The organism is Streptomyces sp. NPDC002754 (genome assembly GCF_053592315.1).
In genome coordinates, this window is record NZ_JBSFVM010000009.1 from 182,517 (window position 1) to 198,683 (window position 16,167).

A 16,167-nucleotide genomic window follows, 5' to 3' on the forward strand; every position below is an offset into this window, starting at 1 on the left:
GCTGGTGCGGGCCCCTGCGCGGGGCCCGCACGCGATGGGATCAGCCTGCACGGTGTGTGTTACCGGTGGGGATCGTGCTGTTACGCGGCCGTAAAGGTGACGGTGACCCGGGGCACGGTCGCGGGGCGCTGCCCCGGACCCCGCTGCTCAATCGCCGCAGGGGCTTGAGTGGGCAAGCCCCGCCGCCAACTCCCGCGACGGCAGGCGGACATGCTCACCGTCGCGTACCAGGACCTCACCATCCACGAGTACGGCCGCAACCGTCCTGCTGCCCGCACACGTCAGCAGCGTCGCCCCCGGGTCGCGTACCGGAAGGCAGGCGTAGTCCCGGTCGAAGCGGTGCAGGACGAGGTCCGCCCGCATCCCGGCCCGCAGCCCGCCGTCCGGGTTCTCCTCGATCCCGAGGATCCGGTTCGCGCCGCCCGCCGCCATCGCGAACATCTCGGGGAACCCGAACAGATCCGCCTTGCGGTGCGCGGCCCGTTGCAGATACGCGCCGATGCGCAGTGCCTCCAGGATGTCCTGCGTGTCGTTGCTGGCGGCCCCGTCGACCCCGAGCCCGACGCTCAGTCCCGCCTCCAGCATCTCGGGCACCGGCGCGATCCCGCTGCCGAGCCGCATATTGCTCAGAGGGTTGTACGAGACACCTACGCCGTGCCGGGCGAGGGTGTCCCGCCCCTCGGCGTCGAGCTCCACGCAGTGCACGGCGAGCAGTCGCTCCCACAGGAACCCGGCCCGCTCCAGATACTCGACGGCGCCAACTCCCGTACGTTCACGGCACATTGAGTCGTCCGTCAGCGTCTCCAGGAGGTGCAGCGAGACGGGCAGGTCGCGCTCGTCCGCGTACGCGCGTACGGCGGCCATCCCATCCGGTGTCAGGCACCGCGGGTTCGGCACGGCCACGCCGACGTCCACCCGGCTGCCGCGCGCCTGCGCGATCAGCTCGTCCGTGTGCGCGAGGGACTCCTTCAGTGGCTGCATCAGCCGCGGGTCGAAGCCCCACTTGCGGCTCTGGTCCGCCCGGTCGGCGACGCCCCGGCACAACACGGCCCGTACGCCGCTGTCCTTGAGGGCCCGCAGCACCGCGTCGTGCACCTCGGGCGACGGGTGCGGCCACATGTGCTCGACGAGCGTGGTGGTTCCGCTGCGCAGCGCCTCGGCCGCGGCGGCGGCAGCGGTCGCGTAGGCGCGCTCGGGCGTGAGCAGCGCCGCCTCCTCGCCGACGGCGCTCAGCCACGCGAGCAGCCCGAGCCCCTCACCGATGCCGCGCAGACCGGCCTGGAAGAGGTGCGTGTGCGTGTTGACGAGGCCGGGAGTCAGATGCCCGCCGCTGCCGTCCAACACCTCACCGCTGCGAGGGAGTTCACCGTGCGGTACGAGTGCCGTGATCCGCCCGTTGGTGATGTGCACGTCCATTCCGGGCAGCCAGCGGCCCCCGCTGTACACGGTGACATCTGTGATCGTCCCGAGTCTCACAGGGCGGGCTCCTTCCGGAGACGGGCGGCGCCCGTGTGGTGGAACAGCAGATTGAGCAGGAACGCCACGATCCCGGTGACGGCGATGCCGCTGTCCAGGACGGTGCGCACGTACGAGGGGAGTGGCGCGTAGAAGTCCGGCGCGCCGAGCGGGATCATGCCGAGCGCGAAGGCGAGGGCGACGGTCAGCAGATTCCGCGGCTCGGTCAGATCGGCGCGCGCGAGGATCCGCAGCCCGACCGCGCCCACGGTCCCGAACATGACGAGCGACACCCCGCCGAGGACAGGACCCGGCACGGCGGCGACGGCGGCCCCGAGCACGGGCACGAACGCCAGCGCCACCATCAACACCCCGGACAGGGCGACGACATGACGGCTCTTCACACGCGTCACGCTCACCAGGCCCACCGACTGCCCGAACGTCACGACGGGGAAGGAGGCGAGCGCCCCCGACAGCACGGTGGCCGCGCCGTCCGCGCGCAGCGCCCGTACGACGGTGGGCGCGTCGTCGCCGCGGCCGACGATCTGGCCGACCGCGAGGGTGTCGCCGACGGACTCCACCATGTTCACGAGCTGCACGACCAGCATCGCCGCGATGGCGGGCACCACGAACGTGGGCGCCCCGAAAGCGGTCGGATCGGGCGCCGTGACGACGCGCGCGTCCGCGACCCCCGACCCGTCGAACAGCCCCAGCGGCAGCGCGGCCACCGTCCCCACGCCCATGGCGACGAGCACCGAGAACCGGGCGAGCGCGGGCGGTGCGACGCGCTCCACGACCACCACGAGCAGCACCGTCCCTGCGGCGAGCGCGAGCCCGCGGACACCGCTGCCGCCGGCCCCCTCCCCGGCGATGAGACCGGCCGCCGAAGGCACAAGCGAGAACCCGATGACGGCGATGACCGTCCCCGTGACCAGCGGCGGGAACAGGTGCAGACAGCGCCCGAACCACGGAGCGACGGCCAGCGTCACCAGGCCGGACACGACGGTCGCCCCGAACACGGCGGCGAGCCCGTGCTCCTGCCCGATGAGAACGGCGGGCGTGATCGCGGTGAACGTGGACCCCATCACGATCGGCAACCGCGCCCCGAACCATTTCAGGCCCAGCGACTGCAACACGGTCGCGACGCCGCTGACCAGCAGATTCGCGCTGATGAGCAGCCGAATCCGGTCCTCGGGCAGATGTAGCGCCGTCCCCACGAGCAGCGGCATCGTGGCCATGCCCGCGTACGCGACGAGCAGATGCTGCAGGCTCAGCGGCACCAGCCGCCGCCACGGAGGCCGTATGTCGACGGGGTGGGGTCCTTGGTGTGCGGGCGCGACGGCATGCTCGACTACAGCCATCGTTCCTCCTCACAGCTCGGCGGAAGACGGCTGGTTAGCACCCCGGCGGACCGCACCCGGACACCCACCGGCCGTTGCAGCCATGACCGGTGTGGAGGTGACGGTAGGGAGACGGTGTTTCGACGGCGTTGCGCTCAGGAAACCGCGACGTAGCCGAACGGACGGGCGTTACGTACGCGTCGGTGACCGGCCCTCGTCGGAGGGGGACGGCTCGGGTTTGAAGGCCCAGCGCATCTCGGGCTCCATGGCCCAGCGGAACAGCCACCGCACGGGTGGGGTGCACAGCGCGGTGATGACCGCCGCCGCGATCACGGTGACGGTGATCTCGCCGAGCGGCGTGTGCACCCAGGCGTGGTCGTACCAGCCCCAGAAGCGGGAGCCCTTCGCGAGGAAGCCGTGCAGCAGATAGCCGTACAGGGTGCCCGCGCCGAGCGCGGTGCACCACAGCCTGCGCCCCGGCACCCACGCGAAGAAGCAGGCCATGAGGATCACCGAGCAGGCGAACAGGGCGAGCGTCATCACCACGCCCGTCCAGCCCGGCGCGCCCAGCTCCTGCGCGCTGTCGCGGCGGTAGAACCAGGCGGCGGTCATCCGCGGCGAGGCCCAGTACGCGACGACCAGCGCGCCCACGAACACCGGCGCGGCGAGGATGCGGGCCCTGCGGTTCCGCACCAGCTGGAGGTGCTCCGGTTTCAGGCAGAGGCCGAGCACGAAGAAGGGCAGGAACTGCAGCACCCGCTGGAGGTCCAGGTCGTCACCGATGTCGGGGGAGACGGCGGCGAGCACGGCGACCGCGAGGGCCAGCGGCAGCGGCCAGCGAATGATCTTCCAGAGCGGGGTGGTGAGCCGCCAGATGAGGAGCGCGATCAGGAACCACGTCAGATACCAGGGGTCGAGCAGACTGATCGGGTAGTCCGGGTCGTCGCCCACCGTGCGCTTGAAGAACGTGTACGCGAGCTCGAAGATCACGTACGGCACCAGTACGCCCGTGACCAGGCGCTTCATTCGCCGGGGGCTCGCGTCGAACGACCGTGAGAAGTAGCCGGAGATCACGATGAACGCAGGCATGTGGAACGTGTAGACGGTGAAGTACAGCGCCGAGGCCGCGCGGCTGTCCCCGCGCAGGGGCTCCCAGGCGTGCCCGAGCGCGACGAGGACGATGGCCAGGTACTTGGCGTTGTCGAAGTACGCGTCACGGCCGTCCGCCTTCATACGCCCTCCGTCCCCGCCGGTATCCGTCCGGATCACGCTTCCCGTCCCTTCACGATTGCGCAAGTGAAAGGGCTACGGACGATACGGCTAGATGGGCAGCAGGCGGCCGACCAGGGTGCTCAGTTGGCGGGCGTTGCGGCATTCGTGCAGGGGGACCACCTCGGCATACGTGGAGGCCGCGGAGTCGCCCGTGTCCCACTGGGAGCGGGGTTCCGGGTTGAGCCAGTGGGTGCGGCGGGAGGCGCGGGTGATGCGGCGCAGGGCCGGGAGGTTCGGGTTCTGCTGGTTGTTGCGGGCGTCGCCGAGGATGAGGACCGTCGTGCGGGGGCCCACCGCGGACTCGTAGCGCTCCACGAACTCGCCGAGCGCCGTGCCGTAGTCGCTGCTGCCGTGCCAGCCGGTCAGCGTGGCCTCGGACGCGATGCGGGCGCCGAGGCCCTCCGCGTCCGCGGCGCCGTGCGCGATGAGGTCGGTGACCTCGTCGATCCGGTTGACGAAGGCGAAGACGCGGATCTTGCTGAACTGGTCGTGCAGGGCCTGGACCAGCAGCATCGTGAAGTTCGCGAAGCCGGCGACCGAGCCCGACACGTCGCAGAGCAGGACCAGTTCCGGGCGGGTCGGGCGGCGCCCCCGCAGGACCGGCTTCATGGGGACGCCGCCCGTCGACAGCGAGCCGCGCAGCGTGCGGCGCAGGTCGATGTGGCCGCGGGCCGCGCGGCGTCGGCGGGCCGCGAGGCGGGTGGCCAGCTTCCGGGCCAGGGGGTGGACCGTGCGGCGCAGCTCGGCGAGCTGGGCCTTGTCCGCGTAGAGGAACAGGGTGCGGTCGGGCGTCTGCACCGGCATCCGGCGGGCCAGCTCGTCGCGGTTGCGGGCCTCCGCGACCCGGCGGCGGGCCTCACCGCGAACCCCTTCGCGGAACTCCTCGATGCGGCGGCGGATCTCGTCCGCCTCGATGCGGTCGGTGAACGCCCCGGACTGGCCGCTGCCGCCCGCGCGGATCGCGGACATGACGGGCGCGAGGAGCGTCTGCGGGCGCAGCCGGTCCAGCGTCTGCTGCGAGGACCATCCGTTCGCGTCGTAGCCGCCGAGCGAGTCCACCGCCTCGGCCGCAAGCCGGGCGAGGGCGGCGCTGTCGTTCGTGGTCAGGGCCTCGGCGAGGCGTTCGCGCAGGCTCTCCCGGTCGGTGGCGCCGCCCTGGCCGGGCGCGCCCACCGCGTGCGGGAAGTACACGTCGAAGACCGGGTCGAAGACCGCACGCTGACCCTGGTCGTGCAGGAGCGCGGAGGCGAGCCCCTCGCGCAGGTGGTCCCGGCTGTCCAGGCCGAGCGCCGCCACCGCCTGCGCGGCGTCCACGCTCTCGCCCGTGCCGATCCGGATGCCGTGCGCGCGCAGCGCCCGGACGAGCGAAGTGATGCGGTCGGTGGTGCTCACACCGCGTCCAGATCGAGCTTCGCCGCAGCCGTGTTCACGTCCTCCTGATGCTTGAGGACGACGCCGAGGGAAGCCCGTACGACCTCCTCGTCGAGCCGGTCCGCGCCGAGCGCCAGCAGGGTGCGCGCCCAGTCCACCGTCTCCGCGACCGAGGGCACCTTGTGCAGATCCATCGCGCGCAGCGCGCCCACGACCCGTACGAGGGACTCGGCGAGCACCGTGTCGAGCTCGGGCACCTGCAGGGCGAGGATGCGGCGCTCCAACTCCTCCTCGGGGAAGCCGATGTGGAGGAAGAGGCAGCGGCGGCGCAGCGCCTCCGACAGCTCACGGCTCGCGTTCGAGGTGAGGACCACGAAGGGGCGCCGGGTGGCGGCGATCGTACCCAGCTCGGGGACGGTCACCTGGAAGTCGGAGAGGACTTCGAGGAGCAGGCCCTCCACCTCCACGTCCGCCTTGTCCATCTCGTCGATGAGCAGGACCTTCGCGTCGTCCCCGCGGATCGACTCCAGCAGGGGGCGCGTCAGCAGGTACTCCTCGCTGAAGATGTCCGTGCGCGTCTGGTCCCAGGTCTCGTCACGGCCCGCCGTGATGCGCAGCAGTTGCTTCGCGTGGTTCCACTCGTAGAGCGCGCGGCTCTCGTCCACGCCCTCGTAGCACTGGAGGCGGATCAGGCGGGCGTCGCTGATCGCCGCGACCGCCTTCGCGAGCTCCGTCTTGCCGACGCCCGCCGGGCCCTCGACGAGCAGCGGCTTGCCGAGCCTGGCGGCCAGGAAGACGGTGGTCGCCACGGCGGGCGAGGCCAGATAGCCGGTCTCGGCAAGGCGCGTGGTGACTTCGTCCACGGAAGCGAACAACGGGGCCTCCAGCTCGGTGCGTTGTAGGACTCCAGGTGATCAGCCGGGAGCCCCGTCCACAATGGGCCCGCACCGTTCATGGTGAACGTCACGTCCTGAGTCCTGTACCGAGACCGACCCGGTTGGTCCGTCCGTATCCTGACGGCATGAGGCGCACTTCCTTTGCCGACTGGCCCTGCTCCATCGCCCGCACCATGGACCTCCTGGGGGACTGGTGGACGCCGCTCGTGCTGCGCGAGGCGTTCTACGGCATCACCCGCTTCGACGTGTTCCAGCAGGAGCTCGGCATCGCCCGGACGACCCTGGCGGAGCGGCTGCGGCGCCTTGTCGAGGCGGGGCTGATGGAGAAGCGGGCCTACGACACGGCGCCCGTGCGGCACGACTACGTGCTCACCGAGAAGGGCCGTGACTTCTTCGGCGTCCTCGCCGCCATGAACGCCTGGGGCAACCGCTGGCTGTCCGGCGAGGAGGGCGCACCCGTCGTCTTCGCACACGACCGGTGCGGGCACGAGAGCGAGGCCGCGGTCGTCTGCGCACACTGCGGCGAGCCGATGACCGCCGACGACACCCACGCGCGGATGGGCCCCGGCTACCCGGAGAAGCTCGCGCGGCGCCCGGCGATCGCGGCGCGCTTCACCCGCTGAACCGATGCTTCCTTCTGATGGCCGGGTTGCTCTTGACGTAGTGAGTCCATCTACGAAACTCTCATGGTCACAGGCTGTTCTCCGGAGAGGTGGAGCACGATGGAGTGGACCGGCGCACGCTACGCGGACACGCCGACCGTCGAGGTGCGGCGCACGATCGCGGCGCCTCCGGACCGAGTGTGGGAGCTGATCAGTGATGTCGCCCTGATGCCCCGGTTCAGCGCGGAACTCCAGTCGGCCGAGTGGCTGGACGAGAAGCGAGGTGTCGGCGCCCGCTTCCTGGGACGCAGCCGGCACGAGGCGTTCGGGGCGTGGGAGACCACCTCGTGTGTCGTCGAGTGCGCGCGGGGCCGGGTCTTCGCGTGGGCCGTGGGCGACCCCGAACAGCCCAGCGCCGTATGGCGGTTCAGCATCACGGAGAACGAGGACGGGGGCACGGAACTGACGCAGTGGGCGCGGATGGGGCCCGGCCGCTCCGGTCTCTCGTACGCCATCGACCGGATGCCGGAGAAGGAGCAGAAGATCGTCTACGGGCGGCTGCGGGAGTGGGAGCGGGGCATGAACGCGGCGCTCGACGGCGTCAAGACCCTCGCCGAAGGGACCGATGCCTGATGCGTACGTCGACCACCATCGAGGCGTCCGGCGGGGACTGGCGGGAGACCGTCGACTTCGTCACCGAGGCCGAGAAGCTGGGCCTGGACATCTGCTGGGTCGCCGAGGCCTGGGGCTCCGAAGCGCCGTCCCCGCTCGGGTACTTGGCGGCGCGCACCGAGCGGATGCTGCTCGGGTCCGGCATCATCCAGCTCGCCACCCGCACCCCGGCCGCCATCGCGCGCGCCGCGATCACGTTGTCGAACATCTCCGAGGGCCGCTTCCTCCTCGGGCTCGGCCCGTCCGGGCCGCAGGTGATCGAGGGGTTGCACGGGGTGCCGTTCGCGCGGCCGCTGGCCCGGATGCGGGAGACCGTCGAGATCGTGCGGATGGCGGCGACCGGCGAGAAACTCGCCTACGAGGGGCGGGAGTTCGCGCTGCCGCTCCCGGGAGGTGATGCCCGTCCCATGCGGCTGTCGATGCGGGCCGAGCACGAACTGCCCATCCATCTGGCCACGTTGTCGCCGAAGATGCTGCGGCTCACCGGGGAGGTCGCCGACGGATGGCTCGGGACGAGCTTCGTGCCCGAAGGGGCGAAGGAGGCGTACTTCGACCACCTGGACGCGGGGCTCAAGGCCTCCGGCCGGACCAGGGCCGATCTCGACATCTGCCAGGGGGCGGAGGTGAACTTCGTCGAGGACGAGGAGGAGCTGGCCGCGGTGGTGGGCGGCCGGAAGAAGGAACTCGCCTTCAGTCTCGGCGGCATGGGCTCCGCCTCCACCAACTTCTACAACCAGGCGTACAGCAGGCAGGGTTGGGCGGATGTCGCCGCGGCGGTCCGCGAACGCTGGCAGGCCGGCGACCGCGAGGGGGCGGCCGCCCTGGTCACCGACGACATGGTCCTCGCCACGACGCTCATCGGTACGGAGCGGATGGTGCGGGAGCGGTTGGCCGTGTGGCGGGCGGCGGGCGTCGACACGGTTCGCCTCTACCCGGCGGGGGACACGGTGGACGCGCGTTTGGCGACGCTGGGCCGAGCGATTGACCTGGTGCACGGGGTGGGTTGACCCCTCCGCGGCACCGAGGTCTTTGTGCGGTGCCGGGGTCGGCGCCTGAGGTATCGGGCGCGCCGCACCGTGGCGCCGCCTTGCCCACCCTGCCGCCCAAGGCGGCAGATTGCCCAAGGCGGGACGGCACCATCAAGCCCGGGCTGCAAAATCAAGCCCGGGTCGGCACCATCAAGCCCCTCCGGCGATTGAGGCGCGGGGCCCGGGGCGGAGCCCCGATCTTTCAAGCCCCTCCGGCGATTGAGGAGCGGGGTCCGTGGCGGAGCCCCGTGGCGTAGGTGCGGTCGGCCGCTGCCAGGTGGAGGGCCGGATGGCCATTCGCGGACCAACCCGCGTCACCCTCTATGCGGCGCAGCAGAATGCCCTCCCGGATCGCCCACGGACACACCGTGAGCTCACGGATGCCCATGAGCTTCATCGCCGTATGACCGACAAGCGCCCCCGCAAGGGACTGCGACGCCCGAGGCGCGGAAATACCGGGCAGCTCCGCCCGCCGCTCGGCAGGCAGCGCCGCCAACTCGGTGACCGCAAGCCCCAACGACTTACGGCTCAACTGCCGCGGCACAAACGGCCCATGACGCCCCGGAGGGGCCCCGCACAGGCGCGCCAACTGCGTGAACGTACGCGACGTGGCCGCCGCCGTGAGCGGCCCCTCCCAGCGGATCCGCGCCGCGACGTCCCTGAGCTGATGCCGCACATGCCGCCGCAGCGCCTTCACCTCCTGCTCCGTCGGCGCCGCTCCGCCGCCCGGCAGATGCTCGCGCGTCAGCCGCCCCGCCCCGAGCGGCAGCGAGATCGCGAACTCGGGCAGCCGGCCACGCCCGAAGGCGACCTCCAGCGAACCGCCGCCGATGTCGAGGACGCCGAGCGGGCCGGCCCGCCAGCCCATCCACCGCCTTGCGGCGAGGAACGTCAGCTCCGCCTCCACCTCGCCGGGCAGCACCCGGGGCCGCACCCCGGTGCCCTCCTCGACGGCGTCGAGCACCTCGTCCCGGTTCGGCGCGTCCCGGACGATGGCCGTGGCGAAGACGAACGGCTCGTCGCTGCCCCAGCGTTCGGCCTCCGTGACCGCCGTCCGCACCGCGTCGACCAGTCGCTCGACGGCCGCGGGACCCAGTCGCCGGTCGCCGTCCACCAGCTCCGACAGGCGCAGCCGTCGCTTGGCCGTGTGCACCGGCAGCGGTGCGCCGTCGCGGGCGTCCGCGATTGCGAGGCGCACGGTGTTCGAGCCGACATCAACCACACTGATACGCATGATCGACCGAGTACCCCTGTTGGCGGGCGTCAATGCGCGGACGTGTCCGAGGTCATGATCGGCGCGTCCAGTGCCGACACGACCCAACTCCGGGAATCCGCCGGGTCGATCACCGCGTCGATCTCCAGCGCCGCCGCCGCGTTCACCGCCTTCCCGTGTTCGTACATCTCGGCGACCCGCGCCTCGAACGCCCGCTCCCGCTCGGCGCGATCGGTGATCGCCTCCAGTTCGCGGCGGTACCCGAGCCGCACCGCACCCTCCAGGCCCATCCCGCCGAACTCGCCGCTCGGCCAGGCGGCCGTGCCGAGCGGGGCCCGCGTGGAACCGCCCATCATGGCCATCGCCCCGAGCCCGTACGCCTTGCGCAGCACGAGGCAGACCAGGGGGACGGTGAGGCGGGCTCCTGCCACGAACAGGTCCGCGAACTGCCGTACCGTCGCGGTGCGTTCGGACTCCGGACCGACCATGAAACCGGGCGTGTCGCACAGCGAGACGACCGGGAGGCCGAAGGACTCGCACAGCCGGAGGAAGCGCGCCGCCTTGTCCGCGGCGTCCCGGTCTACGGCGCCGCCGAGGTGCGCCGGGTTGTTGGCGACCAGGCCCATCGGCCGGCCCTCGATCCGTACGAGCGCCGTGATGACACCCGTACCGAAGCCGCGGCGCAGTTCGAGCACCGAGTCCGTGTCGGCGAGCCCGTCGATGGCGGTACGGATGTCGTAGGCGCGGCGCCGGTTCTCGGGGATCGCGTGGCGCAGGCGCCGCGGGTCCGGTGACTCCCAACTCGCCTGCGGGCCCTGGAAGTAGGACAGGTAGGCGCGGGCCACGCGGACCGCCTCCGCCTCGTCGGCCACCGGCAGGTCCACCACCCCGTTCGGCACCTGCACCGACAGTGGGCCGATGTCCTCCGGGCGGTGCACGCCGAGGCCGCCGCCCTCGATCATCGCGGGGCCGCCCATGCCGATGTTCGCCTCGGGTGTCGCGATGATGACGTCGCAGCTGCCGAGCAGCGCCGCGTTGCCCGCGAAGCAGCGGCCCGACGCGATGCCGACGAGCGGGACCTTGCCGTTGAGCCGGGCCATTTGATGGAACGTCATGACGTCAAGGCCCGCGATCGACGCGGTGTCGGTGTCGCCGGGCCGGCCACCGCCGCCCTCCGCGAACAGCACGACGGGCAGCCCGCGTTCCTCGGCCAGGTGCAGCATCCGGTCGGTCTTGCGGTGGTTGTTGTGGCCCTGCGTCCCGGCGAGCACCGTGTAGTCGTACGACATCGCGACCGCGGGCGCGCCGCCGATCCGGCCCGTGCCGGTGACCATGCCGTCGGCGGGCGTCGAGCGGATCAGGTCGTCCAGCGGGCGGCGGCGCCGCTGCGCGGCCACCGCGAGCGCGCCGTACTCGGTGAACGTCCCCGGGTCGCACAGGTCCTCGATGTTCTCGCGCGCCGTGCGCAGCCCCTTCGCATGCCGCTTGGCAACCGCTTCGGGGCGGTTCTCGTCGAGACCGAAGGCGTGCCGCTCCACGACCTGAGCGAGGTCGGGGCGGACCGCGTCCAGGTCGATCTCGACGGCCGCGTCCTGCCGCGGTCCTTCCCCCTCCACTAGGTCGAGATGTAGCACTTCGGCGAATTCTGTAACCGTCTCGCCGACCACCACCCCCACCGCCCGTACGATGCCCGCCTGTTCGGCGCGCACGACGTGCTCCATCTTCATGGCCTCGAGGACGAGCAACGTGGCGCCCGCGGTGACGTGTTGACCGGCGACGACGTCGACGGAGACGACCGTGCCGCTCATGGGGGCGACCACCGTGCCCGCTTCCGTCGCGCGTTCGGGCTCGACCGGTGGCGCCAGTTCGGCCAGATGCCGCTGGACGAAGCCCGTGTCGAAGCCGCCCGCCGTGAAACCGGGGTGGTCGAGCAGCCGGGCCAGGAAGGGGATGCCGGTCCGCACACCCTCCACCGTGAACTCGGCGAGCGCCCGCCGCGCCCGCGCGCCCGCCGCCGCGAAGTCACCGGCCGGCGCGTGCGCGACGACCTTGGCGAGGAGGGAGTCGTAGCGCGTGCCGACGTCGGTTCCGGTGCGGACCGCGGTGTCGACGCGGACACCGGGACCCGTCGGCAGGTCGAGGCGCGAAAGCCGCCCCGCCGACGGGCGCACCGCTCCGTCCGGGCCCGTGACCTCCGCGTTCACCCGCAGCTGTACGGCGAAGCCGCGTGGCGCGGGCGGCTCCTCGGTGAGACCGAGGTCGGCCAGGCTCTCGCCCGCCGCGATCCGCAGCTGCGTCGCGACCAGGTCGACTCCTGTCACCTCCTCCGTCACCGTGTGCTCCACCTGGAGGCGCGGGTTGGCCTCCATGAACACGAACTCCTCGCCCCGCACCAGGAATTCGACCGTGCCGACACCTGCGTAGTGGGCTGCCCCGGCCAGGCGCAGGGCGGCGTCGAGGAGCCGGGCGCGCAGGCTCGCGTCGAGGCCCGGCGCCGGGGCGATCTCGACGAGCTTCTGGTGGCGGCGCTGCGCGCTGCAGTCCCGCTCCCACAGATGACTCGCGGTGGCACCGTCGCCGACGATCTGCACCTCAATGTGCCGGGCGCCCTCCCACAGGCGCTCCACATACAACTCGCTGCGGCCGAACGCCTGTTGGGCCTCGGAGGAACACCGCTCCCACGCCTCGTCGAGCTCCGCCGCGTCCCGTACGACCCGCATCCCGCGCCCGCCGCCCCCGCCCACGGCCTTGACCATCACCGGGCCGCCCGCCGCTTCGGCGAGGAACGCCCGCGCCTCCTCCAGCGTGGTGTCACCCTCGGTGCCGGGCAGGACCGGCACCCCGGTCTCGACGGCGAGCGCACGGGCGCGCGCCTTGTCCCCGAACAGGTCGAGCACCTCCGGCGAAGGACCCACGAAGGTGACACCGGCGTCCGCGCACCGCCGGGCGAGCCCCGCGGACTCGCTCAGGAAGCCGTAGCCGGGGTGGAGGTACGTGCAACCGGCCCGGCGCGCGGCCGCGACCAGCGCCTCGGCGTCCAGGTAGCCGCCCGCCGCGAGCGGCACGGCCTCGTCCGCCAAGTGCAGGTGCGCCTCGTCCCCCGGCTCGTGCACGGCCACCGTGCGCAGCCCGAGTTCGGCGGCGGCGCGCAGCACCCGGACGGCGATCTCCCCTCGGTTGGCGACGAGTACGGCGGCAGACCCCATGTGCCCCTCCGGGAATTCGAAGTCGGGTTCGGTACCAGGGTTTCCGGGATTCCGAGGACCCGAGGTTCCGAACGCGGATTCCGTCATGCTCATTGACACTGACGTCAACGTCAATACTCTGGCGCTGTGGCACGCAGTCAGCAGGACAGACCGCCCCGGCGGCAGGAATGGGCGACCCGCACCGCCCGCGACCGGACCGACGCACCGGCGCGCGGACGGCTGCTCGACGCGGCCGAGCAGGTCTTCGCACGGCTCGGCTACGGCCCGGCGACCATCGCCGACATCACGGCTCAGGCCGAGGTGTCACGGGCCGGTTTCTACGTCTACTTCGCGTCCAAGGAAGAGGTCTTCCGGGTGCTCGCGGGGCGCGTACGGGACGCGTTCCTCACCGCTCAGGACGTGCCCGGGGTGGACACCGACGACGTGGCGGCGGTGGCACGCGCCTCCACGGCCGCGTTCATCGCCGCCTACGCCCGGCATCTGCCGCTGCTCGTCCTGCTCGAACAGCAGGCGCGGGGCGACGCCGAGGTGCGTGCCCTGTGGGAGGAGATCCGCGAGCGTCCGGTCCGCCGCGCCGCCCGCTACGTACGCCGGGTCGCGGCCGAGGGCCGGGTGCATCCGGTCGTCGACCCGCTCACCCTGTCCCGTGCCGTCGGCGGCATGAGCATCGAATTCGCCCGGCTCGTCGCCGAGCGGCCGGCCACGTACGACCAGGCGGTCGCCGACGCGACCGTCATGTACCTGCACCTTCTCGGTATCGGAGCAGCACCGCAGCAGTAGGGAGCCGCACGTTGTCCACCGGCACAGCCATCCAGGCCCATCTGCACGACCTGCGCGCCCGCCAGGCCAAGTCCAGGTCCGGCCGTCAACCGTCCGAAACCCGCCATGAGGGAGGGGAGTTGACGCTCCCCGGGCATGTGGCCCGCTGGGCCGTGCTCCATCCGGACCGGCCCGCGATCGTCACGGCGGCGGAGACCCTCAGCTACCGGCAACTCGACGACGAGAGCGCCCGGTTGGCGGGCTGGATGGCCGAACAGGGCGTACGGCCCGGCGACCGCGTCGGCGTCTTCCTGCCGAACGGCGCCCGTTTCGTCGTCGCCCTGCTCGCCGTGCTCCGCATCGGAGCGGTGCACGTGCCGGTGAACCCGATGTTCCGCGCGGCGGAGCTGCGACACGAACTCAACGACGCCGGACCGGAGTTGCTCGTCACGCGGGACGCGCTGCTGCCCGCCATCGACGAGGTGCGCGCCGACACACCCGTACGCACCGTGCTCGCGGACGCCGACTGGCCGCGGGCCGTCGCCCACGCCCGCCACGAGACCATGGCCGACGACCTCGACGCGCTCGCCGCCCTCAACTACACCGGAGGCACCACCGGACTGCCCAAGGGCTGCGAGCACACCCAGCGGCACATGGTGTACACGGCCACCGCCATCGACAACGGCCGCTCAACCACCGACGAGGAGCAGGCGCGCGGCATCGTCTCGGTCTGCTACCTGCCCATCTTCTGGATCGCGGGCGAGAACCTCGGCATCCTCGCCCCGCTCGTCTCCGGCGGCACCAGCATCCTGCTCACCCGATGGAACGCGGCCGAGGTCCTCGACGCCATCGAGACCCACGGCGCGACCACCATGGCCGGCACCGTCGAGAACTACCTCGAACTCCTCGACCACCCCGATTTCGCGCGCCACGACCTGACCAGCCTGTCGAGCCCGCTCACCGTCTCCTTCATCCGCAAGCTCACCCCGGGTGTGCGCGCCCGGTGGAAGGCGGCCGTCGGCGAGCACAGTGTGCTGCGCGAGGCCTCGTACGGCATGACCGAGACACACACCAGTGACACCAACACACTCGGCTTCCAGGACGGCGACCACGATCTGCTGAGCGACCCGGTGTTCTGCGGACTGCCCGTCCCCGGCACGGACTTCATGGTCGTCGACTTCACCACCGGTGAGCCGCTGCCGCTGGGGGAGCGGGGCGAGATCGTGGTCCGCGGCCCGTCCGTGCTGACCAGGTACTGGCGCGCTCCCGAGGCGACCGCGAGCGCGCTGCGGGACGGCTGGCTGCACACCGGGGACATCGGCGCCCTCGACGAAGAGGGCTGCCTGCACTACCTGGGCCGCGACAAGGACATGATCAAGGTGAAGGGCATGAGCGTCTTCCCGACGGAGGTGGAGACACTGCTCGCCCAGCACCCCGACGTGCTGGCCGCCGCGGTCGTCGCCGTCGACGATCCGGAGAGCGGTCAGCGCCCGTACGCGTTCGCGCGCACCGTCCCGGGATCCGCGCTCACCGGGGAGGCGCTGAAGGAGTGGGCGGCCGGGAACATGGCGACGTACAAGGTGCCGGGCGTCGTCGAGATACTCGACGAGCTGCCGCTCACCCCCACCGGGAAGATCAGGAAGACGGAGCTGAGCGCTCGAGCCACTCGCACGCGGCCCGCGCCGTGAACTCCTCCTGACCGCCCTTGAACAGCAGGTCGGCCGTGGTGAACGCCGGGTCGTCCGCCTGCGCCGCGACATACGGCAGCGCGATGCAGCGCATGCCGGCCGCGTGCGCGGCGGCGGCGCCCGGCGCCGCGTCCTCCAGGACCACACAGTGCGAGGCCCGGGTGCCGAGCCGGTGTGCCGCCTCCAGGAACACGTCGGGCGCCGGCTTGCCGTGCTCCACCTCGTCCGCCGACACGTACAGCTGCAAGTGCGTGCCGAGCCCCGTACCGGTGAGGATCGCGTCGATGGCCTCCGGCGAGGAGCCCGACGCGACGATCATCGGCACGCCCGCCGCGCCCAGCCGCTCGACGAAGAGACGCATCTGCGGGAAGACATGGGTGTCGGCGCGCGCGAGCTCCAGATAGCGGGCGTTCATCTCCTCCAGCAGCTCGCCGTCCGGCACGTCGATGCCGTACGTCCGCTTCCAGATGCCGATGGTCTCCAGCGTGGAGATCCCGACGTACGTCTCGTGGTCGGCCCACGTGAAGTCCTTGACGCCCTGGCGGGCCAGGGTGGCGAGGGAGGCCCGGAAGTAGTTCGGCTCGCTGTCGACGAGGGTGCCGTCGAGATCGAAGACGACCGCGGTGTCGCCGAAGTGGTACGAGGGGTGGTTCGCGTCGCTCATG

13 protein-coding genes are annotated in these 16,167 nt (G+C 71.8%); 5 read left to right on the top strand and 8 right to left on the bottom strand.

What is annotated here, in order from left to right:
• Positions 1-147 precede the first annotated feature (147 nt).
• From ACWD2L_RS20780 to ACWD2L_RS20800, 5 genes are all read right to left on the bottom strand, one after another.
• A complete protein-coding gene (locus tag ACWD2L_RS20780; protein WP_351331004.1) occupies positions 148-1,476 on the bottom strand; it encodes an amidohydrolase family protein in 1,329 nt (442 codons plus the stop codon).
• Entirely contained in the window at positions 1,473-2,816 is a 1,344-nt protein-coding gene (locus ACWD2L_RS20785; protein WP_351331003.1) for a uracil-xanthine permease family protein, read from the bottom strand. Before ACWD2L_RS20785 ends, ACWD2L_RS20780 begins: the two co-directional genes overlap by 4 nt.
• A 168-nt stretch (positions 2,817-2,984) precedes the next feature.
• Positions 2,985-4,064 carry an acyltransferase family protein gene (locus ACWD2L_RS20790; protein WP_451190454.1) on the bottom strand — a complete coding sequence of 360 codons (1,080 nt, stop codon included), beginning with the start codon at positions 4,062-4,064 and terminating at the stop codon, positions 2,985-2,987.
• Positions 4,065-4,115: 51 nt separating this feature from the next.
• Positions 4,116-5,459, bottom strand: a complete 1,344-nt coding sequence (locus ACWD2L_RS20795; protein WP_351331001.1) for a vWA domain-containing protein — start codon at positions 5,457-5,459, stop codon at positions 4,116-4,118.
• The gene (locus ACWD2L_RS20800) at positions 5,456-6,313 is read right to left on the bottom strand and encodes an AAA family ATPase (protein ID WP_351331000.1); all 858 of its coding nucleotides are present in this window, start codon (positions 6,311-6,313) and stop codon (positions 5,456-5,458) included. Before ACWD2L_RS20800 ends, ACWD2L_RS20795 begins: the two co-directional genes overlap by 4 nt.
• A gap of 146 nt (positions 6,314-6,459) precedes the next feature.
• On the opposite strand from ACWD2L_RS20800, the gene ACWD2L_RS20805 reads away from it, so the two are divergent.
• The 3 genes from ACWD2L_RS20805 to ACWD2L_RS20815 all read left to right on the top strand — a co-directional run bounded on the left by ACWD2L_RS20805 (position 6,460) and on the right by ACWD2L_RS20815 (position 8,615).
• Positions 6,460-6,957: a winged helix-turn-helix transcriptional regulator gene (locus ACWD2L_RS20805; RefSeq protein WP_351330999.1), complete on the top strand. Its 498-nt coding sequence runs from the start codon at positions 6,460-6,462 to the stop codon at positions 6,955-6,957.
• Positions 6,958-7,056: 99 nt separating this feature from the next.
• Complete coding sequence (locus tag ACWD2L_RS20810; protein ID WP_351330998.1) at positions 7,057-7,569, top strand: SRPBCC family protein; 513 nt, start codon at positions 7,057-7,059, stop codon at positions 7,567-7,569.
• Positions 7,569-8,615, top strand: a complete 1,047-nt coding sequence (locus ACWD2L_RS20815) for an LLM class flavin-dependent oxidoreductase (RefSeq protein ID WP_351330997.1) — start codon at positions 7,569-7,571, stop codon at positions 8,613-8,615. Before ACWD2L_RS20810 ends, ACWD2L_RS20815 begins: the two co-directional genes overlap by 1 nt.
• Positions 8,616-8,838: 223 nt before the next feature.
• Here the strand turns inward: ACWD2L_RS20815 and ACWD2L_RS20820 are convergent, their stop codons facing one another.
• Both ACWD2L_RS20820 and ACWD2L_RS20825 read right to left on the bottom strand, forming a co-directional pair.
• Positions 8,839-9,870 carry a Ppx/GppA phosphatase family protein gene (locus tag ACWD2L_RS20820; protein WP_351330996.1) on the bottom strand — a complete coding sequence of 344 codons (1,032 nt, stop codon included), beginning with the start codon at positions 9,868-9,870 and terminating at the stop codon, positions 8,839-8,841.
• 29 nt (positions 9,871-9,899) lie between these two features.
• Complete coding sequence (locus ACWD2L_RS20825; protein ID WP_351330995.1) at positions 9,900-13,055, bottom strand: carboxyl transferase domain-containing protein; 3,156 nt, start codon at positions 13,053-13,055, stop codon at positions 9,900-9,902.
• 126 nt (positions 13,056-13,181) lie between these two features.
• On the opposite strand from ACWD2L_RS20825, the gene ACWD2L_RS20830 reads away from it, so the two are divergent.
• Positions 13,182-13,835, top strand: a complete 654-nt coding sequence (locus ACWD2L_RS20830) for a TetR/AcrR family transcriptional regulator (RefSeq protein ID WP_351330994.1) — start codon at positions 13,182-13,184, stop codon at positions 13,833-13,835.
• Positions 13,836-13,846: 11 nt separating this feature from the next.
• On the top strand, positions 13,847-15,502 hold the full coding sequence (locus ACWD2L_RS20835) for an AMP-binding protein (protein WP_351330993.1): 1,656 nt from the start codon (positions 13,847-13,849) through the stop codon (positions 15,500-15,502).
• Here ACWD2L_RS20835 and ACWD2L_RS20840 read toward each other — a convergent pair.
• Positions 15,450-16,166, bottom strand: a complete 717-nt coding sequence (locus ACWD2L_RS20840) for an HAD family hydrolase (protein WP_351330992.1) — start codon at positions 16,164-16,166, stop codon at positions 15,450-15,452. The genes ACWD2L_RS20835 and ACWD2L_RS20840 overlap by 53 nt on opposite strands.
• Between the last annotated feature and the right edge of the window lies 1 nt (position 16,167).